Raw genomic sequence first — 21,742 nt, 5'->3', positions numbered from 1 at the left:
GGCGCCACCGAGTTGCCGGCAGAGCGAAAAATCCCCCCGAACAAGGGGGTAGAGGGATCGGTCCAGTGCGACCTACATCACGGAAATACGAATAGGGTAAACCCTATAATTCCGCCCTTTTGGTCGGAGCTTCCAAGATGTTCTCCCCTTTTCACGGCGTGATGCGCCACGTCGTGCGTCACATGCCGGCTCTGCTCCTGCTTGCCGGCGCAAGCAGCGCGGCACTGGCCCAGGCCCCCACCGACACGATGGCCCGCATCCGCGAGACCAAGGTGATCGTGCTCGGCGTGCGCGAAGCCGCGCGGCCGTTCTCGTTCCTCAATGAACAGAAGCAGCCGGTCGGCTATTCGGTCGACCTGTGCCTGAACGCCGTCGAAGGCATCAAGCGCGAACTGAAGCTGCCCGACCTGAAGGTTCAGTACAAGGTCGTCAGCGGGCCGGAGCGGATCCCGAAGCTGCTGAGCGGCGAGATCGACATGGAGTGCGGTTCCACCACCAACACCCGCGCGCGCCAGGCGCAGGTCGATTTCAGCTACACCTTCTTCGTCGCCGCGATGCGCCTGCTCACGCCGAAGAACGTGCAGGTCGAGTCGGTGAAAGACCTGAACGGCCTCGCGGTGGCGCTCAGCAAGGGCACGACCTCCGAAAAGCTCTTCAACCAGCTGGCCAACGGCGAGCTGCACGCGCAGCTGCAGACCTTCGCGAGCAACGGCGAGGCCTACAAGGCACTGAAAGAAGGCCGCGTGCGCGCCTTCCCGCAGGACGATTCGCTGCTGCTCGGCCTGGCCTCCAACGACAAGGCGCTCGACACCTTCCAGGTGAGCAACCTGGCGCTGTCGGTCGAGCCCTATGCGGTGATGCTGCGCAAGGGCGACACCGCGTTGCTCGCGTCGGTGGACCGCAGCCTGTCGCAGCTCTACACCAGCGGCGAGATCAACGCGCTCTACACCAAGTGGTTCCTGACCGACGCGCTGACGATCAAGATGAGCCGCCTGACGCGCGACAGCTTCGTGCGTCCGAACAAGGAAGCCGGCGTCGCGATGCTGCTGGGCTTCTCGATCTGATTCGCGCCGCCCGGCGTGTCGATCAGACCAGGGTCAGCGCGCAGCCTGCGTTCGCCAGCGCGTCGAGCGCGGCCGAATCCCTGGCCTTCTTGTTGGTGATCAGTTGATGAACCTGCTCGATGCCGCAGAACGCGACCCGGGCACACACGCCGATCTTGCTGTGGTCGGCCAGCAGCACGGTGCGGCGGGCCTGCCGCACCATCGCGCGCGCCAGCTCCGCCTCGGACGGATCGAAGCTGCTGGCGCCCATGTGGGCCTCCACGCCGACGGGCGAGAGCAGGGCCCAGTCCACCCGCCAGCGCATCACCTCGGCCACGGTGGCGTCGCCGTAGTTCGCGGCAAGCTCCGGCCGGGGCCGTCCGCCGAGCACATGCACCTGGTGCCGGGGTGAGCCGCCGTCCAGCGTCGGGCCGGCCAGCTTCAGCGCCACGTCGAACGAGTTGGTGATCACCGTGAAGTCGCGCAGCGAGGCCAGCTCCTGCGCCAGCATCGACACGGTACTGCCGGCATCGATGAACAAGGACTGGCCCGGCTGCGGCAGGCGTGCTGCAGCTCGCACGATCGCGCGCTTGTCCAGCGCGTTGGTCCTGGTGCGCTGCGCGAGCGGCGGCTCGGCCGCGGTCTCGCAGGCCATGACGCCACCGAACACGCGGCGCAGCTGCCCGGCCGCTTCCAGCGCCAGCACGTCGCGCCGCACCGTCTCGCGCGACACGCCCAGTTCATTGGCGATGCGCTCCGTGGTGGCCAGCCCGTCGCCTGCAAGCAGGGCCTGGATGCGCTGATGACGATCTTGCTGAAGCATGCCGCGATGATGCCGCAAGCCGCCCGCGGGGCGGCTTGCGGCGTTCAGCGGGTGATGGCCGGCTGGTCGCCGACGGCGGGGCCGAACATCGCCGGATCGCTGACCAGGTGCGCGCCGGTTTCCAGGCGCCCGGCGAAGCGGCGGCTGTAGCCCGGCAGTGTCGGCACGCCGACGCTGAAGTCGTACCAGTTGCCGCTTTCCTTGAGCGCCCACGCCAGCGACTGTTCGCCGCCCGGGGCCACCGTCACCGACTGCAGGGTGGCGTCGAAATACGCATTGGCCCGCACGCTGAAGGTGCAGCTTGTCGCGCCGGTGTTGTGCAGCTTCAGCACCAGGTCGCTGTTGGCGACGTCGTAGCAGACCTGGATCTCCGGGTTCGGCTGGCCCGCGGTGGCGAGCGTCCTCGCGTTGCCGGTGAAATGGCGGTGCAGGCCGGCGGGCCCGAGCACCCAGAGGTCGTAGACGCCCTGGTCCGCTGCCAGCGCCCAACTGCCCCGCAACTGCTTGCCGGCCTCGACGGTATAGCGGCGAGGGACGGCGTCCAGGTGCAGGCGGTCGTAGACATGGAAGACCGCAGCCGCACGGCCCGTATTGGAGAAGATCAGCGTGATCTGCTGCGAAGCCGGGGCGCAGACCGCACTGACATGCAGTTCGTACGGCAGCGCGCGCGACGGGCGCGTGCCCTTGGCCTGCACCGGCATCTCGGCCTGGCCGGGCAACGCGGGCACGGTCCGCTTGGGCAGGGCGCGGGCTCGGTCCGCCAGCGCGGTGGTTGCGGGCAGGTTCTTGAAGAACTCGGCGTTGTTCGGGTCGGCGAAGTTGAAGGCCGAGGTCATGTCGCCGCACACCGCGCGGCGCCATGGCGAGATGTTCGGCTCCTTCACGCCGAAGCGCTGCTCGATGAATTGCAGCGGCGACGTGTGGTCGAACACCTGCGAGTTGACCCAGCCGCCCTTGCTCCACGGCGAGATCACGTACATCGGCACGCGCGGCCCGAGGCCGTACGGCCTGTGCAGCAGCAAGGGTTCGTAGGCCGCCGTGTGGTAGGCCTTCAGGTGCTCGTGGTACTCGGCCGCGGTGTCCACCGTGCTCGCGCCGGCCAGCACCGCCTTGGCCGGATCCGCATCCCAGTTGGTGAACGAGGGCGGCGCGGGCGGCGGCACGTGGTCGAAGAATCCGTCGTTCTCGTCGAAGTTGAGGAACAGCACGGTCTTGCTCCAGACCCCGGGGTTGGCGGTCAGCGCATCCAGCACCTTGGCGGTGTAGTCGGCGCCCTGGGCCGGGCTCGACGGCCCGGGGTGTTCCGAGCCTTCGGCCGTTGCCACGATGAAGGTGACCTGCGGGAGCGTACCGGCGAGCACGTCTTCCTTCAGCTTGTCCAGGTCGCGCGTGCCGACCCCGCGCTGCCGCAGTGCTTCCGAGTAGCCGGGGCGCTGGTAGTACGCGTCGCGGAAGGCGTGGAACCCCGCCAGGCAGTTGTCGGTGAAGTTGTCGTCCATGTTCTCGTAGACCTGCCAGGTGATGCCGGCGCGCTCGAGACGTTCGGGATAGGTCGTCCAGGTGTAGCCGCCGTCATTGCCGGGATTGGCATCGAACCAGTCGTAGTCGTTGTACGTGGCCGGTCCGTTGCCGAGCGCCAGGCCGTCGTTGGTGCCGGTCCACGCGAACAGGCGGTTGGTGTTGGTGCCGGTCTGCGAGCTGCAGTGGTAGGCATCGCACAGCGTGAACGCATTGGCCAGTGCGTACTGGAAGGGCAAGTCGTCCTGCGTGTAGTAGCCCATCGCATGGTTCTTCTTGTAGGTGGTCCAGGTGCTCATGCGCCCCTGGTCCCACGCGTACTGCGCGTCGCCCCACGAGTGCGGCGTGCCCTCCACCCGCATCACGTCGAAGTTCTGCACGGTGTTCAGGTGGAAGGGCGCGACCACGGCCGGCACGGCACCGGCCACGGCATTGGGCTGGGACCAGATCGTGCGGCGCTGGATGGCGCCGGCGTCGGCGACCGGGATTGCGAACGGGTCGGCGAAGCCGCGCACGCCGTTGAGCGCGCCGAAGTAGTGGTCGAAGGAGCGGTTCTCCTGCATCAGCAGCACGATGTGCTCGACATCCTTCAGCGTGCCGGTCGTGTTGTTGGCCTGGATCGCCAGGGCCTTCTGGATGGCGGGTGGGAACAGGCCCAGTGCGAGGGTGGAACCTGTGGCGGTGCGGAGGAAAGTACGGCGATTGAGCGTCATGGCGTCGGTGTTTCGGTTGGCGTGGCGAGGCTGCGCAGCGGCGCTCAGGGCGCGCAGTGCAGGTCGCGGGTGTTGCCCGCCGAGCCGCAATCCTTGTTGTCGTTGCTGCCGCCGCAGGCGGTCAGCGCAACGGTCATCGCGAGGGCCACGCCCCACGCGAAGCGCCGGGCCGATGAGCTCGCGGTCGGCGCGGACGATGTGTCGGGCAACGGTGTGCCGCGGGCCGGGTCGGCCGGCCGGCTGGTGCGAATGACGTGCATGGGAGGAGCTCCGGCGGGTGTGGATCGATCCACCCATGCTATGTGGCAATTATTGTGTTTGTGTGACTCTGTGCGTTTGTGTTTGGCGGGCCGGCACAGGTCCACGCCGCGACCCGCCTCCGTTCACGGACGCGTCGTCACATAGAAAGGACGGGCCGCGTGTGGGCTCAGGCCTTGTGGGTGCTCTTGACGAACGCCGCGATGTGCGCGGCGGCCAACTCGGGCTGCCGGTGATGCGGGGCATGGCCGGCGCGGGGGAAGGTGAGCAGGTTCAGCGTCAGCAACTGGCCGCCCAGGGCATACCAGTTCTCGACCGGCACCTGCGGGCTGCGCCCGCTGTCAATCCTTCAGCGGCGAGATGCCCTGTACCGGCCCGATCAGGCGCTCGAACAGCGTCTTGAGCCGCTCGACGCGTGCCCGGTCGCGCATGAACGCGAGAAAGTCCGCCGGGCTGGTGTTGTACTGGTCCAGCGGCTTCAAGCCGGCCGGCAGCGCAACGTCCTTGCGCAGCGGGAACTGGCGTGGCGACGACTGCACCGGCAAAGACAGTTGCCAGCTCATGTAGAGCCGCGCGGCTGCCGGATGCTTCGCGTCCTTGAAGATCGCACCGGTCTGCGCCCAGGTGAGGAACGGGTCGCTCTTGGGCAGCACGAAACGGGTGTTGGCCGATTCCGCCGGCGCGAAGCTGCCTGACGTACCGGTAGCGACCGCGTATTTGCCGGCCTCGACCGCATCGCGCGGCGTCTGCGTGCCGCGCACCCACTGCACGCCGTTGGCCTGCAGCTTCTCCACAAAGCCGATGCCGTACTTCTGAATGATCTTGTCGAACACGTACAGCACCGCATCGTCGTCATGGGGGTACGCGATGACGATGCGGTTCTTGAACTCGGGCTTCAGAAAGTCGGTGTAGTCGCGCGGCGCGTTCTCCGCCGTCACCATGTTTTTGTTGTAGCTGTTCGCGAAAGTCAGCATGAACAGCGCCGTGAAGCGGCCCTGCGGATCCTTGTATCCGTCGGGCACTTGGTCCCAGCCGATCGGCTTGTACGGCAGCAGAACGCCGGCTGAGGCCCAGTGGTCGAAGTCGTGCAGCGTCTGCAGATGCGCGACGTCGACCTTCAGAGTCTTGCGCAGCAGTTCCTCTTCGATGCGCCCGTCGTGGTACTTGCTCAGATCGACGACGATCTCGACCTTCATGCCGGGAAACTGGCGCTCGAATCCTGCCTTGATGCCGAAACCCTGCGTGACCTCGTCCCCGCCGGCATACACGGTCAACGTGCCGCCTTCCTTCAGCGCCGCCTGGTAGAGATCCTGCAGCGTACGGCCTTCGCCATCGCGCTCAACGGCAGCTACCGATGCAGAAGAGTCAGGCTGCGCATGAGCCGGCAGAGCGAATGTCGCGGCTGCAAGCATCAGGCTGGCGAGCACGGCTCGAATGGAAAAGGTGGTCAGGTGCATGGGATGCCTTTGTTGTCGATGAATCGGTGGCCGGTGCTCGCGGCAACTGATTGAGCTGGCGGCGGGATCTCGTTCGTTGACGTGCGACCGTCAGCTCATGGCTTGATGCACGAGCAGCGTGTCCGTGAACTGCTCAAAGGCCACGATCTGCCCGCCTTGCAACTTCCAGACGTGGGCCACGCGAGCCTGCATTGCCTTCCCCGTGGCCCGGTTCGTGCCGTGGTAGGTCCCCACCCCGATGACCTGGTCCCCACCGTCGATGAGGTTGTGCAGTTCGAATCGGTAGTCGATCCAATCCCTGCCCAGAACGGCAAAGACGTTGTCGGCCACCGCCTGCGGACCGACCCAGGTGCCAGCGCAGGGAAAGCCCGCCATCTCGGTCCAGCGCACCTGCGGCGACACATCGAGCATCATCTCGGCGATGTTTCCCCGCGCCGACGCTGCGTAGTGGGCACGGACGATGTCGATGTTGGTCGTCATCGCCTCAACCCCACTTCATCTCGCCCTTGGCGACCTTGGCACCGATCTGCAGCGCCACGCCCATGCCGGCATTCGGATAACGCTTGGTCATGGCCGCGATCAGGGCGGCGCTGTCAGCGGCCTTGGCCAGCTCTTCCTCGAACGCCACGAGGTAGTCTCGGGTGTAGCGGATTGCCGTTGCGTCGGTTGCGGCACTGGGCGCCATGTGGCCCGGCACCACCACAGCCGGCTTGCGGGCTGCCATGGCGTCGAGCGTCTTCACCCAAGCCGCGCGGGCTTCGGCGCCCTGTGTGTCCGCCGTCCACACGTGAACGCCCGAGAACAGCAGCACGCCGCCGAAGATGGCTTTGAGCGAAGGCGCCCAGACGTAGCGGCGGTTGGCCAGGCCAGCTGCATCGGCGATCTCGAGAGTCTGCCCTTCCAGGGCAAGCGTCCGGCCGTCAAAGGCTTCGGGCATCACGATGTCTGCCAGAGCCTGCGGACCGTTTTCCTTGAGCTGCGGTCCCCAGGTCGCCAGCTTCTTCTCCACGTTGCCCTTGATGGCCGCGATCGTGGCGGACGCAGCGATCACCTTGGCTTCGGGAAACGCCGCCTTGATGGGCGCGAGGCTGAAGTAGTAGTCAGGGTCGCTTTGGCTGATGTAGAGGGTCGTGAGCTTCTTGCCACTGGCCTTGATGGCCTCGGCGAGCGCCTTGCCGTCGGCAAGCGTGAAGCCGCCGTCGATCAGGACTGCTTCGTTCGCGCCGGAGATCAGCACCGGGGCACGGAAGAATCCGTTCTCGCCGGCGGGGAAATGCTTCCAGGTCAATGGGGTATTGGCAGCCATAACGTCTTTCACTCCTAGGATGGCCGTCGCGACACCCGCGACGGCTACAGTTTTGATGGCGTCTCTTCGTGTTGTCATGGGCTCGTTCCTTTTACCAAGTTGAATGGGTGGCGAGTTGCCGGGACGAGCCCGACGATGGCTCAGGCACCGCTCAAACCGCCTCCAGCTGACCGATCAGTGCCTGTGGGTCGGAATAGGCAGCCGCGTGATCCAGCACCCGGCGCTTCGTACCGGATTCGGCAATCAAGGTCGGCACGCCGCGAGCGCCGAACTCCTGCATCAACGCCTGGGCGCGGCCCACGCGGGCAAGGGTGGCGTCGAGCAGATTCGCATCGGCGTTCGCAACCCTCGCGGCAGCCTCCCCGAGATCGAGCAGCTCCAGAAGAGCGGCCAGCGTCACCAACGACGTCACGTCGCTGCCATCCACGTAGCGCGCACGTTGGATGGCCTTGAGGGCTTCCAACTCTCTGGCGGGCGCCGTCAACGACACGGCAGTCAGCGCCACCGTGGCGGGGCCGCTGTCGAAGAGCCGCTGGCGATCACCGAGAACCCGACGACGATAAAGCTCGGTGAAGCGCTGCCCCGTCAGGCGTTCGATGCGCTGGTCGTTGGACCAGGCGAAGGCCGCGAACGCATCGTCCATGGGCGGCGCGCCCTCGCCGGAAAACAGGCCCGTCGGCAGCAGTTCGATGCTGACGCGTGGGATTTCCAGCAACCCGGCAACAGCCGGCGTGGCGCCATAGCACCAGCCACACAGCGGGTCGAACAGGTAGTGCAGGGTCTTGTCCATGGGGTTCTTGGTTGGCTTGCGATGGATCGTAGGCACTCTCGATTGACTCTTAAATACATACCTGATAAACACAACGTATGCTAAAAACATACAGCCAAGGCGAGAATGGTCTGGGCGGTCTTGGGAATCTGCGCCGGCTTGCCTACTTCGTGTCCGTCGTGGAGACCGGTTCGTTCACTGCGGCAGCGGAGCGCCTGGGCATCACCAAGGCCGTGGTCAGCCAGCAGGTTGCCCGGTTGGAGCGCGAGTTCCGCACCTCGCTCCTGGTTCGCACCACGCGCAAGGCGCAGGCCACCGAAGCCGGCCAGGCGTTCTACCTGCGCTGCGCCCTGATCCTGCGCGAGGCAGAGGATGCCTTCGACGAATTGGGCGAGTCGTCGACCGAGCCGTCCGGCGTGCTGCGGCTGACTGCTCCTTTGGACTACGGTGTCGGGGTCGTCGTACCCGTCATCGCCACTTTCATGCAGCGCTATCCCGCCTGCAAGGTCGACGCCATCCTGAGCGACCAGACGCTGAACATCATGGGCGGCAACATCGAGCTGGCGATTCGTGTGGGTTGGCTGGCCGAGACTGGGCTGCAGGCGCGAAAAATCGGATCCTTCCGGCAATTGCTGGTGGCATCTGCGTCCATGGCGCCGCAGGTGGCGCGGCTCGGTCGGCCGCAAGACATTGCGAACTTGCCGTTTGTCGCCAACACCGCCCTGCGTGACCATCTGAGGTGGGATTTCTCGCTCAACCAGGACGAGCGCGAGATCGAACGCGAGACCGTGAACGTGCAAGCCTCGATATTTCTGGATGCCACGCTCGCCGTGCGCGAAGCCGTGTGCTACGGCGCGGGGCTCTCGGTGCTCCCGGACTATGCGGTCGCAGGCGATCTTGCGGCCGGGCGCCTCATCCATGTGCTGCCTCACTGGCAGCTGCCCTCCGGCGGCATCCACACGGTCTTTCCGGCGGCCCGCTTTCGGCCCGCCAAGGTCCGCGCCTTCGTCGATCTGCTGGCGGACAACGAGGCGCAACGGCAAGGCTTGCTGCAGCCAGCCACATAGCGTCTGCGCTCCGGCAACGCCGCCCGGCACACCGCCTCCATCGGAAGCTCGCCTGCCGGCAAAGCCTCGAGCAAGGCGCTGCGCACGCGCTCGGTGCTGCTCGCTTGCCGCTCCGGCGCCGGAAAAATGATCAGGTCGCGGGTCGGCGTGCGCTCGCGAAAACGAGGTGGCGCTGCAGCGGAATCGTCACGCTTCGCTCGGCCACCCAGGCGCCGAGCAGCCCGGTGCCGCAACCGACGTCGAGCACCCGCTGGCCGGGCTGCAGGCCGAGCAGCGCGATCAGCTGCTTGCCGTGCTCGAACTGCCGGAACCCGACGCGGTCGCAGGTGGCAGCCAGCTCGGAGGTGTCGTGGTCCAGCCGCACCTTGGGCGCCGCCGTGGCCACCACGGCCGTCATGCCGTGCTCCGCGCCGGGTTCGGCCGCGCCCGGCTGCGTTGCCCGTCGACCGCCACCGGCGCATCGCCGCTCACGGTGATGCGCCGCATCACGCGGTGGGCATCGCCGTAGTCGTTGATCGCGTAGTGCTGCGTCGCGCGGTTGTCCCAGATCGCGACATCGCCCTCGGCCCAGCGCCAGCGCACCGTGTTCTCGAGCCGCGTGATGTGGTTCTGGAAGATCGCGAACAGGTGGTCGCTGTCCTGCGTGTTGTAGCCGATGAAGTTCTTGATGAAGTGGCCCGACACCAGCGTGCGTTCGCCGGTCTCCGGGTGCACGCGCACCAGCGGGTGCTCGGCCTGGATCAGGCGCCGGGTGAAGACTTCCTGGTAGCGCTTCGCGCCGTGCGCATCGGGCGTCACGCGGGTCGCCGCGTAGTCGTAGTCGTTGCCGTGCAGCGCCCACAGGTTCTCGGCCAGCGCCTTCAGCGCCGGTGTCAGCTCGTCGTACGCCGCCGCGGTGTTGGCCCACACGGTGTCGCCGCCGTACGGCGGCAGCGTCACCGCGCGCAGGATCGAGACCTGCGGGTACGCGACCTCGAAGGTCACGTCGGTGTGCCACGAGTTCGCGCGCCCGCCGTGGTTCGAGTCGAGCTCGAGGATCTGCGTGCCGTCCTTCGACGGCACCGTCGGGTGGTCGACCAGCTCGCCGAACAGCCGCCCGAAGGCCTGCTGCCCGGCATCGTCCAGCTGCTGCTGGCCGCGGAAGAACAGCAGCTTGTGGCGGTACAGCGCCTGCTTGATCGCGGTGAAGGTGGCCGCGGGCAACGCGCCCGACAGGCGCAGCCCGCGCACTTCGGCGCCGATGCGGCCGGACACCGGAGCGATGTCGAGTCCGGTGGTGGTGGCAGTGGTCGACGGGGTCAGGACAGCACTCATGGGAATCCTCCTGGTGGGTCGTTGGAAAAATGGCGTAGGGATCAAGCAGCCTGCGCTGCAGCGACCTGCGCATAACGGCTGGCCGGTCGCTCCAGCCCGAGGTTCTCGCGCAGCGTGCGGCCTTCGTACGCGGTGCGGAACAGCCCGCGGCGCTGCAGCTCCGGCACGACCAGCTCGACGAACTCGTCGAGCGATTGCGGCAGCACCGGCGGCATCACGTTGAAGCCATCGGCCGCGCCGTTCTCGAACCACGATTGCATCTGGTCGGCGATGGTCTGCGGCGTGCCGACCACCACCCAGTGGCCGCGCGCGCCGGCCAGGTAGTCGTACAGCTGGCGCACCGTGAACTTCTCGCGGCGCGCGAGTTCGATCACCACGTGGGCGCGGCTGTTGATGCCCTTCGGCGGCTCGGGGTACCAGGGCGGCGGCGCGTCCAGGTCCCAGCGGCGCAGGTCGTCGTTCGGCCAGAACTGCACCAGCGTGTTCAGCCCGACCGACGGGTGGATCAACTTCTGCAGCTCGGCCCACTTGGCCTTCGCCTCGGCCTCGGTGCGGCCGATCACCGGCGAGATGCCCGGCAGCACCAGCAACTGCCCGGGGTGGCGGCCGTGCTTCGCCATGCGGCCCTTCACGTCCTGGTAGAAAGCGCGTGCCTCGGCCTCGCTGGTCCATGCGGTGAAGATGGCCTCGGCGGTCGCGGCCGCGAGCTCCTTGCCGTCTTCCGACGAGCCGGCCTGCACGATCACCGGGTGGCCCTGCGGCGAGCGCTCGATGTTCAGCGGGCCTTTCACCTTGAAGTACTTGCCGACGTGGTTCAGCGCATGCAGCTTCTTCGGGTCGAAGTACACACCCGACGCCGCATCGCGCACGAAGGCGTCGTCGTCGTAGCTGTCCCACAGGCCCTTCACCACGTCGACGAACTCGTGCGCGCGCTCGTAGCGCACGGCAGGGTCGGGGTGGGCGTCGAGCCCGAAGTTGCCGAACACGTTCTCGGCGGCGGTCGTCACGACGTTCCACGCCGCGCGGCCCTTGCTGAGGTGGTCGAGAGACGCGAACTTGCGCGCCAGCAGGAACGGGTCTTCGTAGGTGGTCGACGCGGTCGCGACGAAGCCGATGTGCTTCGTCACTGCCGACAGCGCGGCCCACAGCGTGACCGGCTCGAAGTACGAGACGCGGCCCTGGCGGCTCAGCGACTCCTCGTCGCCGCGGTGCTGCAGGCCGGGGCTGTCGGCCACGAAGACCTGGTCGAACAGCCCGCGCTCGGCGGTCTGTGCGACCTGGATGTAGTGGTCGATGTTGACGCCCGAGTCGATCTGCGAGCCCGGGTGGCGCCAGGCGGCGACGTGGTGGCCGGTGGCCATGATGAAGGCGCCGAGGCGCATTTTCCGGTCGGACATGGGACTCCTCCTTGTCAAAGCGCGAAGCGCAGTCCGGCCGGCAGCGCGGAACGGGTGCCGGTGCGCTCGTCGTCGGCATCCTGGCGGCCGGCATGGCGGGCCCGCATCGCCTGCTCGGCCTCGCCGGCGAACTCGGCGAGCACGTCTTCCTTGACGCGCGAGAACGCGAGGCCGACGCGGTCGCGCGGATGGTCGAGCGCCACCGGCACGATGCGGCGGATGCGGCCCGGCCGTGGCTCCATCACCACCACCTTGTCGCCGAGGTACACCGCCTCCTCGACGTCGTGCGTCACGAGGATCATCGTGATGCCCTCGGTCTGCCAGATGCGGTGCAGCTCCTGCTGCAGATGGGCGCGGGTCAGTGCGTCGAGCGCGCCGAAGGGTTCGTCGAGCAGCAGCACCTCGGGTCGGTTGACGAGCGCGCGTGCGATCGCCACGCGCTGCGACATGCCGCCCGACAGCTGGTGCGGCCAGGCCGTCTCGAAGCCCTCCAGCCCGACCAGCGCGATGTGCTCGCGCACCGTGTCGGCCTTCTGTTTCTCGTTGAGCTGGCCGTTCAGCAGCCCGAGCCCGATGTTCTGCTCCACCGTCAGCCACGGGAACAGCCGGTGCTCCTGGAACACGATGCCGCGGTCGAGGCTGGTGCCGACGATGCGCTCGCCGTCCAGCAGCACCTCGCCCTGGTAGTCGTCCTCCAGCCCGACGATCAGCCGCAGCAGCGTCGACTTGCCGCAGCCGCTGCTGCCGACGATGCTGACGAACTCGCCCGGGTTGACGGTCAGCGTGATGTCCTGCAGCACGGGCAGCGGGTCGCCCTGGACCTCGTACTGCTTGCTCAGGTGCTGGATCTGCAGGGTGCCGGTGTGTGCCATGGTGGGTGTCCTCGTGGGGTGTTCAGCGGGATTTCAGAACTGCGCGACCGAGCGGCCGCGCCAGGCGAGCGCGCGGGCCTCGATGCGGCCGGCGATCCAGTTGAGCGTGAAGCCGACCAGGCCGACCACGATCACGCCGAACAGCACCAGGTCCATCAGGAAGTGCTCGCGGCCGTCGATCATCGTGTTGCCGATGCCTTCGCCGGAGATCAGCAGGTACTCGGCGCCGAGCGTGGCCAGCCACGCGTAGATCAGCCCCAGGTGGATGCCCGCGAAGATCGACGGCGAGGCCGCCGGCAAGATCACGCGCGCCCAGGTCTGCAGCCGGGTGAACCTCAGCGTGCGGGCCACTTCCAGCAGGTCGGCCGGCACGCTGCGGATGCCCTCGAAGGTGTTCAGCACCACCGGGAAGAAGGCCGCCAGCGACAGGAAGGCCACCTTGGCGGCGTCGCCCAGCCCGAACCACACCGACAGCAACGGGATCCACGCGAACAGCGAGATCTGCTTCAGCGTGTGGAAGCTCGGGCCGGCCAGCTTCTCGAACAGCCGCGAGGCACCGAGCGCCGCACCGAACGCGAGGCCGCCGAACGCGCCGATCGCGAAGCCGATCAGGTCGCGCCGCAGGCTGGCCGCCAGCGCCGAGAACACCTGGCCGGACGTGACCTGCTCGACGGCGGTCTGCCACACCTTGCCGGGCGACACCAGCAGCGGCGAGGTCGACCAGCCGAAGCGCACCGCGGCCCACCACGCGAGCAGCAGCAGGGCGGGCAGCACGAAGCCGCGCAGGGGTTTGGGAACGCGCTGGGGAATTCTTGCGGCCGACATCAGAAGGCCTCCCGACGCCAGGCGAGCAGCCGGCGCTCGACCAGCGCGAGCAGCTTGTCGAGCGCATAGCCGACCGCGCCGACCACCGCCACTGCGGCCAGCACCACGTCGAGCTGGAACAGCTGGCGGCCGTAGACGATCATGAAGCCCAGCCCCTCGCTCGACGCGAGCAGTTCCACGACGACGAGCGCGAGCCACGCATGCGTCAGCCCGTAGCGCACGCCGTTCCAGATCGGCGCGAGCGCGGCCGGGAACACCACCCTCGACAGCATCTGCCAGCGCGTGAACTTCAGCACCCGCGCGACCTCGATGTGGCGCGTCGGCACGCCGTGGATGCCCTTGCAGGTGTTGAGGGCGATCGGCACCAGCGCGGCCTTGCTGATCAGGATGACCTTCAGCGCCTCGTCGATGCCGACCAGCAGCATCAGCAGCGGCAGCCAGCCCAGCACCGGCACTTGCGCGAAGACGTTGAAGCTCGGGTAGACGTAGTCCTTGACCGTCGGCGACAGGCCCATCGCGACGCCGAGCGCCAGCCCGCCGGCCAGGCCGATGGCGAAGCCGGCCAGCACGCGCAGCAGGCTGATCTGCAGGTTGGCCCACAGCTCGCCGCTGAGCAGCGATTCCTTGAGGGTGACCAGCACCGCCTCGGGCGCCGGCAGCACCTGCGGCGCCACCCACTCGAAGTGCGCCGCCAGTGCCCACGCGGCCAGCAACACGAGCGGCAGCGGCCAAGCCAGCAGCCAGTCGCGCAGCGGTCCCTTCGGCCAGGGAAAAGCGCGTGCCGGCCGCGGCACGGCAGACTCCCCGGGTACCGTCGCAATGGGGATCATCAGGTCGCTGCTCATCGTGTCGCCGCCAGGCTGCTGCCGACCAGCTGGCCATCGGCCGCGTACTCGGGCCACCAGCCTTCGAGCTTCTGCGATTTCAGCGCGGCGTTCAGGAAGCGCCGGTCGAACCAGGTGTCGATCTCGGGCTTGCTGCGGATCAGCTTCAGCCTGAAGGCCTCGTCGGTCGCGTCCTTGTAGCGGGCGACGAGGAAGGGGTCGAGCAGTGGCGACAGGCGCACCCGCAGCGGCTGGCCGGTGAAGTCCTCGCGCCAGAACTTTTCCGGGTACTCGGCCTTGCCCCATTGCGTGAACAGCTCACCGCGCTGCGCTTCATCGGAATAGAGGCGCGCGGTTTTCACCACCGTGTCGACCACGCGCTGCACGATCTGCGGCTGCCTGGTCGCGAACTCGTCGCTGACCAGCAGCACCGTCTGGCGCGTGTAGCGGAACGAGTCCTGTGCGGCCGACCAGACGACCTTGGCCGTTCCCTTGTCGCGCAGCACGAACAGCTCGACGTAGCCGAAGGCCGCGTCGATGTCCTTGGTGGTGAGGGCGGCCTGGGCGGCGGCGGTGTCGAGGTTGATCAGCTTGAGGTCGCTCTCCTTGATGCCCTTGGCCGCCAGCGCGCGCACCGCGGCCAGGTGCAGGTTGGTGCCCTTGAAGACGGCGACGCGCTTGCCCTTCAGGTCTTCGAGCTTCGTGATGGTGGAGTCGGGCGGCACGCCGAGGTAGAGGCCGTTGCGAACGCCGCTGCCGACGATGATGCGTGTCTTGACGCCGCCGGCGCGGTGCACGATCGACGGCAGGTCGCCCTGCCATGCGAAGTCGAGCTGCCTGTTGACGAGGGCCTCGTTGACGGCCGGGCCGGCGCCCTTGAAGAAGATCCACTCGACCTGGATGCCGTCCTTCGCGAACTCCTGCTCGAGCAGGCCTTGTGAATTGACGAGCCCGACGGTGGAGCTGCCGGTGCGCGGCGGCGTGCCGACCCCGCCGGTCGCGACACCGATGCGGATCGTCGTGGCCGTCGTGGGCGTTTGCGCGAACGAGAGCGTGGCCGCGGTGAGCGTCACGAGCAGGGCGGCGAGGCGATGCCGGAGTGTCGGGTTCATGGTGTCCACCAGAGAAGCAGCGATTGGTGCGAGACCTTAGGAGCGCGGGCCGGCGCTGTGAACTGCGCATTTCGCGCTTGCATATCTGCCCCCGCCGCGGAGCGGCGACACGACGCGTTGCATCTGATGGGGCTAACCCGGATGCCGCGAGCGCGCGACCGGCGGCACACTGGTTGCGTTGAAATCGATTTCAACCGCAGTTGTAGACAAACCGTCCAGAACATGACGGCGCGCCGTCGCAAGACCGCCGCGCCGAGGGAAAGGAGACACGGAATGATGCAGTTGCAGTCCTCCCGCAGGCCATTGGCCACCCCTGAGCGCACGGGCATCCCCAGCCCGTCCTGACCGCGCTCGAACACTCCGCGAATCGTTGTACCCACCGCTGCGCCCTGGCGCCGCGGTGGCGCTGTGCGCTTGATCGCAGTTTCATTGCAGTGAAAACGTTTTCACAACAGGAGACATTTCGATGAAGACCCGATTCCACATGCTTTCGGCCGTTGCCGCGGCCGTGCTCGCCCTGTCGCTCGCCGCACCGGCGCGCGCCGCTGACGCCGAGTACACGCAGCGCTTCCTGACGCAGTACAACAAGATCAAGGATCCGGCGAACGGCTACTTCAGCAGCGACGGCGTGCCGTACCACTCGATCGAGACGCTGATGGTCGAGGCGCCGGACTACGGCCATGAGACCACCTCCGAGGCCTACAGCTTCTGGCTCTGGATGGAGGCGCAGTACGGCCGCGTCACCGGCGACTGGGCACCGTTGAAGGCCGCCTGGGCGACGATGGAGAGGACCATCATCCCGCCCACCGCCGACCAGCCCACCAACAGCTTCTACAACCCCACCGCCGACCAGCCCACCAACAGCTTCTACAACCCCGCCAAACCGGCCACCTACGCCGGCGAGTTCGCGCTGCCGAAGAACTACCCCGCGCCGCTGGACAACTCGGTGACGGCGGGGCAGGACCCGATCGCCACCGAGCTGGCGACGGCCTACGGCACGCGCGACATCTACGGCATGCACTGGCTGACCGACGTCGACAACTGGTACGGCTACGGCCGCTGCGGCGACGGCACCACCAAGCCGGCCTACATCAACACTTTCCAGCGCGGCCCGCAGGAATCGGTGTGGGAGACGATTCCCCATCCGTCGTGCGAGACCTTTCGCTGGGGCCGCAGCGGCGGCACGCAGGGCTTCCTGAGCCTGTTCATCGGCGACCAGAGCTACGCGAAGCAGTGGCGCTACACCAATGCGCCGGATGCGGATGCGCGCGCGATCCAGGCCGTCTACTGGGCCTCGGTGTGGGCGAAGGCGCAGGGCAAGGGCGCGGACGTGGCCGACCTCGTCAAGAAGGCGGCCCGCATGGGCGACTACCTGCGCTACGCGATGTTCGACAAGTACTTCAAGAAGATCGGCAACTGCGTCGGCGCGCAGGCCTGCGCGCCCGGCACCGGCCTGCCGGACGCGAACGGCTTTCGCGACAACCAGACCTACCTGATGAGCTGGTACTACGCCTGGGGCGGCGCGACCGACACGAGCGCCGGCTGGGCCTGGCGCATCGGCTCCAGCCACAACCACTTCGGCTACCAGAACCCGCTCGCGGCCTGGGCGCTGTCGACGCAGGCCGACTTCAAGCCGGGCTCGCCGACGGCGGCCGGCGACTGGGCCAGGAGCCTCGCGCGCCAGCTCGAGTTCTACCGCTGGCTGCAGTCGGCCGACGGCGCGATCGCCGGCGGCGCCACCAACAGCTGGGAGGGCAACTATGGCGCACCGCCTGCCGGCACGGCCACCTTCTATGGCATGGCCTACGACGAGAACCCGGTCTACCACGACCCGGGTTCGAACGAGTGGTTCGGCATGCAGGTGTGGTCGATGCAGCGGGTGGCCGAGTACTACCGCGCGAGCGGCGACGCGAAGGCGAAGGCGCTGCTCGACAAGTGGGTGGCCTGGGCCTCGGCCCAGACGGTGTTGAACGCCGACGGCAGCTACGCCATCCCGAGCACGCTGAAGTGGAGCGGCCAGCCCGACACCTGGAACCCCGCCGCGCCGGGCGCGAACGCGAACCTGCGCGTCACGGTGGCCGATCGCACGACCGACATCGGCACCACCGCCGCCTTCGCGCGCACGCTGATCCACTACGCCGCGAAATCCGGCAACGCGGCCGCCAGGACCCTCGCGAAGGAACTGCTGGACCGCGCCTGGACCCGCTACCAGGACAGCAAGGGCATCGCCATCGCCGAGAAGCGCACCGACTACCTGCGCTTCGACGACGCCTACGACCCCGCGACCGGCTCGGGTGTCTACGTGCCCTCGGGCTGGACCGGCACCAACGCGCAGGGCGCGACCATCGATTCGAACGCGACCTTCCTGAGCCTGCGGCCGAAGTACCAGCAGGATCCGCAGTGGCCGAAGCTGCAGGCCTACCTGGCCGGCGGTGCCTCGCCCGACTGGGTCTACCACCGCTTCTGGGCGCAGGCCGACATCGCGATGGCCTTCAACGACTACGCGAACATCGACGGCGACGGCAGCGGCGGCACGCCGGCCATCGTGCTGAGCGCGGGCACGCTGAGCGTGGCCGAGGGCGCCAGCGCGAGCGTCGGCGTCAGCCTGTCGCAGGCGCCGGCGGGGACGGTCACGGTGACGGTGAGCAAGGCCGCCGGCGGCGACGCCGACCTGGGCACGGCCACCACCACGCTGAGCTTCACGCCGGCCAACTACAACGTGCCGCAGAACCTGGTGATCGCCGCCGCCGAGGATGCCGACCAGGCCAACGGCAGCGCGAGCTTCACCCTGGCGGCTGCCGGCCACACCGGCGCCAGCCTCGCCGCCACCGAGGTCGACAACGACGTGGTGGTGGCCGACTGCACGATCAGCTTCGACACGAGCAACGACTGGGGGGCCGGCCAGGTGCCTGCGATCAAGCTGGGCAACACGGGCACGGCGCCGATCACCGGCTGGTCGCTGAGCTGGACCGAATCGAACGACTTCACGCTGTCCAATTCGTGGAGCGCCACGGTGACGAAGAACGGCCGCGGCGTGGTGGCCACCCCGGCCGGCTGGAACGGCACGCTGTCGCCCAGCGGCAGCGTCGAGTTCGGCATGCAGATCGGCTACAGCGGCGCCAAGCCCGTGCCCACCGGGCTGGCGCTGGCAGGGCACAGCTGCACGGTCACCATCAAGTGACGACAGGGGGATGCGATGAACCACCCACATGACGCGCGACTCGCTTCACTGGCCCTCGGGCTGGTGCTGGCGGCCGGCGCTGCGGCCTGGGGCTCGCGCATGGTGATCCGGCTCGGTGAGGCGCGCACGGCCAGCACGGCCGAGTGGCGCCAGGTCGCGCAGGTCTATGCCGAGCGCAACCGGCTCGCCGTGCCGGCCTTGCAGGCGGCCGGCGCGGTGCCCGGTGTCGATCCGCAGCTGGTCGAGGCCGCGCGCGGCGCGCTGGCGCGTGCGGCGGCGCTGCCCGGCACGCCGGGCCTGCTCGACGACCCGCGCGCGCTCGATGCCTTCAAGCGCAACCAGGGCGAGCTGACCGGCATGCTGTTCCGGCTCGTGGCCGCGGCGCAGCGGCAACCCACGCTGCGCGATGACGCCGCACTGCAAGGCCTGCACCGGCAGCTGCTGCAGTCGGAAGCGCAGCTGGCCGAGGCCCGCGCGCGCTACAGCCGCTTCGCCGGCAGCTACAACGCGCTGACCCAGTCGTTCCCGGATGCGATCGCCGCCCGCCTGGCCGGCTACGCCTCCGTGCCCACAAACCTCTGATCCAGGGAGATCACCATGAACGAGAACCTCATCCATCGCCTGCGGCGCGGGGCGTTGGCCTGCACCGTCGCCGCATTGAGTGCGTGTGGCGGCGGGGACAGCCCCGCGCCCGACGACACCGCGGCGCGCGACAGCGCGCGCGCCCGCGCGATGGCCGCCCCCTTGGCCGCGCCACGCTTCAACTACGCCGAGGCGCTGCAGAAATCGGTGCTGTTCTACGAGGCACAACAGTCCGGCAAGCTGCCGGCCTGGAACCGCGTCACCAGCTGGCGCGGCGATTCGCGCCTGTCCGATGGAAGCGACATCGGCCGTGACCTCACCGGCGGCTGGTACGACGCCGGCGACCATGTGAAGTTCGGCTTCCCGATGGCCTTCAGCGCAACCCAGCTCGCCTGGGGCGGGCTGCGCTTCAAGGCCGGCTACCAGGCCGCCGGCCAGTACGACGCGCTGCTCGCGAACCTGCGCTTCGTCAACGACTACTTCATGCGCGCGCACACCGCGCCGAACGAGCTGGTGGTGCAGGTGGGCAACGGCGGCACCGACCACAGCTGGTGGGGCCCGGTCGAGGTCTACCCACTCGCGGCGCCGAGCTACAAGATCACCGCCAGCTGCGGCGGATCGGACGTGGCGGCCGAGACCGCGGCGGCCATGGCGGCCGCCTCGATGCTGTTCTCGCCCAGCGATCCCGCCTATGCGGCGCAACTGCTGACGCATGCGCGGCAGCTCTACACCTTCGCCGACACGGTGCGCGCGAAGTACTCCGATTGCGTCACCGACGCGGCCAACTACTACAACTCCTGGTCGGGCTACTACGACGAGCTGGCCTGGGGCGCCGCCTGGCTGTACCGCGCCACCGGCGAGGCGGCCTACCTGCAGAAGGCCGAGTCGTTCGTGGGCAGCTTCGGCACCGAAGGGCAGACCGCCTACCTGCCGTACAAGTGGACGCTGGGCTGGGACAGCAAGCTCGTCGGCGTCTACCTGATGCTGGCCGAAAGCACCGGCAAGGCGCTCTACAAGGACGCGCTGGAGCGCAACCTCGACTACTGGACCACCGGCACCTCGGACGGCCAGCGCGTGACCTACACGCCGGGCGGCCTGGCCTGGCTGGACCAATGGGGCTCGCTGCGCTATGCGATGAACGAGGCCTTCATCGCGCTCGCCTATGCCGACGTGGTGGGCGATGCGGCGAAGCAGCAGCGCTACCGCGACTTCGCGACGCGCCAGGTCAACTACGTGCTGGGCGACAACCCGCGCCAGGGCAGCTACCTGATCGGCTTCGGCGTCAACCCGCCGCAGCACCCGCACCACCGCACCGCGCACGGCTCGTGGCTGGACAGCCAGGCGACGCCGGCGCAGCACCGCCACCTGCTGTATGGCGCGATGGTGGGCGGGCCGGGCGCGAACGATTCGTACAGCGATGACATCGGCAACTACGTGTCGAACGAGGTCGCGACCGACTACAACGCGGCCTTCACCGGCGTGCTGGCGAAGATGAACGAGCTCGCACCCGGCGGCGCGCCGCTCGCGAACTTCCCGCCGCGCGAGGTGGCCACCGAGGACGAGTTCTTCGTCGAGGCCGGCATCAACAGCTCGGGCGGCACCTACACCGAGATCAAGGCGCTGTTGAACAACCGCTCGGGCTGGCCGGCGCGCCATGGCGACAAGCTCTCGCTGCGCTACTACGTCGACCTGGGCGAGGTGATCGCGGCCGGCGTGCCGGCCTCGGCGATCACGCTGAGCACGAACTACTCGCAGGGTGGCACGGCGAGCGGTCTGTTCCGCTGCGGCACGAGCAGCATCTACTACGCCGTCGCGGACTTCACCGGCACCGACATCTACCCGGGCGGCCAGTCGGCGCACCGCAAGGAGATCCAGTTCCGCTTTGCGGCGCCCTCGGGCACGGCGTACTGGAACCCGGCGAACGACCCGTCGTATGCCGGGCTCGCAGCCGGCAGCACGGTCAAGTCGCTGGCGATCCCGGTCTACTCGAACGGTGTGAAGGTGTTCGGCCATGAGCCACCGGCGTGTGGCGGCAGCCCGGTCATCCCGCCGGCCGCGCCGCAGGGTCTCACGGCCACCGGCGGGGCCGGGTCGGTGACGCTCGCGTGGACCGCTGCGGCGAATGCGACGAGCTACTCGGTGAAGCGCTCGGCCAGCGGGGCGGCGGGCAGCTTCAGTGCCATCGCATCGCCGACTGCGACGAACTACCTCGACAGCGGGTTGGCGGCGAACACCACCTGGTGGTACCAGGTGACGGCCGCGAACGCGGGCGGGGAGGGCGCCGCCAGTGCCACGGTGTCGGCCACCACGCAACAGGGGACGACGCCACCGCCCGGCTCGTGCGCGGTCACGCTGGACATCGGCAACGATTGGGGCACGGGCCAGGTGATGGCGATCCGCCTGGCCAACACCGGCACGCAGGCCTTGAGCAACTGGCAGCTGTCATGGACCGAATCGAACGACTTCACGGTGACCAACTACTGGAGCAGCGCGGTGACGTCCAGTGCGCGCACCATCACCGTCCGGCCGGTCGACTGGAACGCGACGGTGGCGGCAGGCAGTGCGGTCGACCTCGGGATGCAGCTCGCGTACAGCGGCGCCCGGCCGATTCCATCGAACGTGCAGGTCCAGGGACGCGACTGCAGCATCGCCGTGGTGACGGCGCACTGAGGCGGGCCGAT

The 21,742-nt window shown here is 68.2% G+C and carries 20 protein-coding genes; 5 read left to right on the top strand and 15 right to left on the bottom strand.

Features of this window, described 5'->3' with window-relative positions; translation table 11 throughout:
- Positions 1–182 precede the first annotated feature (182 nt).
- Positions 183–1,064, top strand: a complete 882-nt coding sequence (locus BUE42_RS16500) for an amino acid ABC transporter substrate-binding protein (RefSeq protein WP_235002394.1) — start codon at positions 183–185, stop codon at positions 1,062–1,064.
- Positions 1,065–1,086: 22 nt separating this feature from the next.
- Here BUE42_RS16500 and BUE42_RS16495 read toward each other — a convergent pair whose 3' ends face one another.
- The 8 genes from BUE42_RS16495 to BUE42_RS16465 form a co-directional block, all read right to left on the bottom strand.
- Entirely contained in the window at positions 1,087–1,866 is a 780-nt protein-coding gene (locus BUE42_RS16495; RefSeq protein ID WP_073466193.1) for a DeoR/GlpR family DNA-binding transcription regulator, read from the bottom strand.
- 44 nt (positions 1,867–1,910) lie between these two features.
- On the bottom strand, positions 1,911–4,097 hold the full coding sequence (locus tag BUE42_RS16490; RefSeq protein ID WP_073466192.1) for a phosphocholine-specific phospholipase C: 2,187 nt from the start codon (positions 4,095–4,097) through the stop codon (positions 1,911–1,913).
- A 44-nt stretch (positions 4,098–4,141) separates the two neighbouring features.
- Positions 4,142–4,357, bottom strand: a complete 216-nt coding sequence (locus tag BUE42_RS16485; RefSeq protein ID WP_073466191.1) for a hypothetical protein — start codon at positions 4,355–4,357, stop codon at positions 4,142–4,144.
- Between the two features lie 167 nt (positions 4,358–4,524).
- Positions 4,525–4,677, bottom strand: a complete 153-nt coding sequence (locus BUE42_RS32245) for a hypothetical protein (protein ID WP_200798970.1) — start codon at positions 4,675–4,677, stop codon at positions 4,525–4,527.
- A 19-nt stretch (positions 4,678–4,696) separates the two neighbouring features.
- Positions 4,697–5,812, bottom strand: a complete 1,116-nt coding sequence (locus tag BUE42_RS16480) for an ABC transporter substrate-binding protein (protein ID WP_073466190.1) — start codon at positions 5,810–5,812, stop codon at positions 4,697–4,699.
- Positions 5,813–5,902: 90 nt separating this feature from the next.
- Complete coding sequence (locus BUE42_RS16475; protein WP_073466189.1) at positions 5,903–6,292, bottom strand: nuclear transport factor 2 family protein; 390 nt, start codon at positions 6,290–6,292, stop codon at positions 5,903–5,905.
- A 4-nt stretch (positions 6,293–6,296) separates the two neighbouring features.
- Positions 6,297–7,196: an MBL fold metallo-hydrolase gene (locus tag BUE42_RS16470; protein ID WP_073466188.1), complete on the bottom strand. Its 900-nt coding sequence runs from the start codon at positions 7,194–7,196 to the stop codon at positions 6,297–6,299.
- Positions 7,197–7,269: 73 nt separating this feature from the next.
- Complete coding sequence (locus tag BUE42_RS16465; protein ID WP_073466187.1) at positions 7,270–7,908, bottom strand: DsbA family protein; 639 nt, start codon at positions 7,906–7,908, stop codon at positions 7,270–7,272.
- 77 nt (positions 7,909–7,985) lie between these two features.
- On the opposite strand from BUE42_RS16465, the gene BUE42_RS16460 reads away from it, so the two are divergent.
- Entirely contained in the window at positions 7,986–8,954 is a 969-nt protein-coding gene (locus tag BUE42_RS16460) for a LysR family transcriptional regulator (protein ID WP_073466186.1), read from the top strand.
- A 130-nt stretch (positions 8,955–9,084) separates the two neighbouring features.
- Here the strand turns inward: BUE42_RS16460 and BUE42_RS33445 are convergent, their stop codons facing one another.
- The 7 genes from BUE42_RS33445 to BUE42_RS16425 are packed head-to-tail and all read right to left on the bottom strand — an operon-like array spanning position 9,085 to position 15,298.
- The gene (locus BUE42_RS33445; protein WP_200798969.1) at positions 9,085–9,351 is read right to left on the bottom strand and encodes a class I SAM-dependent methyltransferase; all 267 of its coding nucleotides are present in this window, start codon (positions 9,349–9,351) and stop codon (positions 9,085–9,087) included.
- Positions 9,348–10,268, bottom strand: a complete 921-nt coding sequence (locus BUE42_RS16450) for a TauD/TfdA dioxygenase family protein (protein WP_073466184.1) — start codon at positions 10,266–10,268, stop codon at positions 9,348–9,350. The genes BUE42_RS33445 and BUE42_RS16450 overlap by 4 nt, the downstream gene beginning before the upstream one ends.
- A gap of 41 nt (positions 10,269–10,309) precedes the next feature.
- The gene (locus tag BUE42_RS16445; RefSeq protein ID WP_073466183.1) at positions 10,310–11,665 is read right to left on the bottom strand and encodes an LLM class flavin-dependent oxidoreductase; all 1,356 of its coding nucleotides are present in this window, start codon (positions 11,663–11,665) and stop codon (positions 10,310–10,312) included.
- 14 nt (positions 11,666–11,679) lie between these two features.
- Complete coding sequence (locus BUE42_RS16440; RefSeq protein WP_073466182.1) at positions 11,680–12,537, bottom strand: ABC transporter ATP-binding protein; 858 nt, start codon at positions 12,535–12,537, stop codon at positions 11,680–11,682.
- A gap of 33 nt (positions 12,538–12,570) precedes the next feature.
- Complete coding sequence (locus BUE42_RS16435) at positions 12,571–13,362, bottom strand: ABC transporter permease (protein WP_073466181.1); 792 nt, start codon at positions 13,360–13,362, stop codon at positions 12,571–12,573.
- Complete coding sequence (locus tag BUE42_RS16430; protein WP_073466180.1) at positions 13,362–14,207, bottom strand: ABC transporter permease; 846 nt, start codon at positions 14,205–14,207, stop codon at positions 13,362–13,364. The genes BUE42_RS16435 and BUE42_RS16430 overlap by 1 nt, the downstream gene beginning before the upstream one ends.
- Positions 14,204–15,298 carry an ABC transporter substrate-binding protein gene (locus BUE42_RS16425; protein WP_073466218.1) on the bottom strand — a complete coding sequence of 365 codons (1,095 nt, stop codon included), beginning with the start codon at positions 15,296–15,298 and terminating at the stop codon, positions 14,204–14,206. Before BUE42_RS16425 ends, BUE42_RS16430 begins: the two co-directional genes overlap by 4 nt.
- 466 nt (positions 15,299–15,764) lie before the next feature.
- On the opposite strand from BUE42_RS16425, the gene BUE42_RS16420 reads away from it, so the two are divergent.
- From BUE42_RS16420 to BUE42_RS16410, 3 genes are read left to right on the top strand one after another with little or no spacing between them, the layout of a single operon-like run.
- The gene (locus BUE42_RS16420; protein ID WP_073466179.1) at positions 15,765–18,479 is read left to right on the top strand and encodes a glycoside hydrolase family 48 protein; all 2,715 of its coding nucleotides are present in this window, start codon (positions 15,765–15,767) and stop codon (positions 18,477–18,479) included.
- 15 nt (positions 18,480–18,494) lie between these two features.
- The gene (locus tag BUE42_RS16415; RefSeq protein WP_073466178.1) at positions 18,495–19,061 is read left to right on the top strand and encodes a LemA family protein; all 567 of its coding nucleotides are present in this window, start codon (positions 18,495–18,497) and stop codon (positions 19,059–19,061) included.
- Positions 19,062–19,076: 15 nt separating this feature from the next.
- Positions 19,077–21,731, top strand: a complete 2,655-nt coding sequence (locus tag BUE42_RS16410; RefSeq protein ID WP_073466177.1) for a glycoside hydrolase family 9 protein — start codon at positions 19,077–19,079, stop codon at positions 21,729–21,731.
- Positions 21,732–21,742: the final 11 nt, after the last annotated feature.

The organism is Rhizobacter sp. OV335, from assembly GCF_900142965.1.
Classification (GTDB): Bacteria; Pseudomonadota; Gammaproteobacteria; order Burkholderiales; family Burkholderiaceae_C; genus Rhizobacter.
This window is presented reverse-complemented; position numbering and strand designations above follow the sequence as displayed.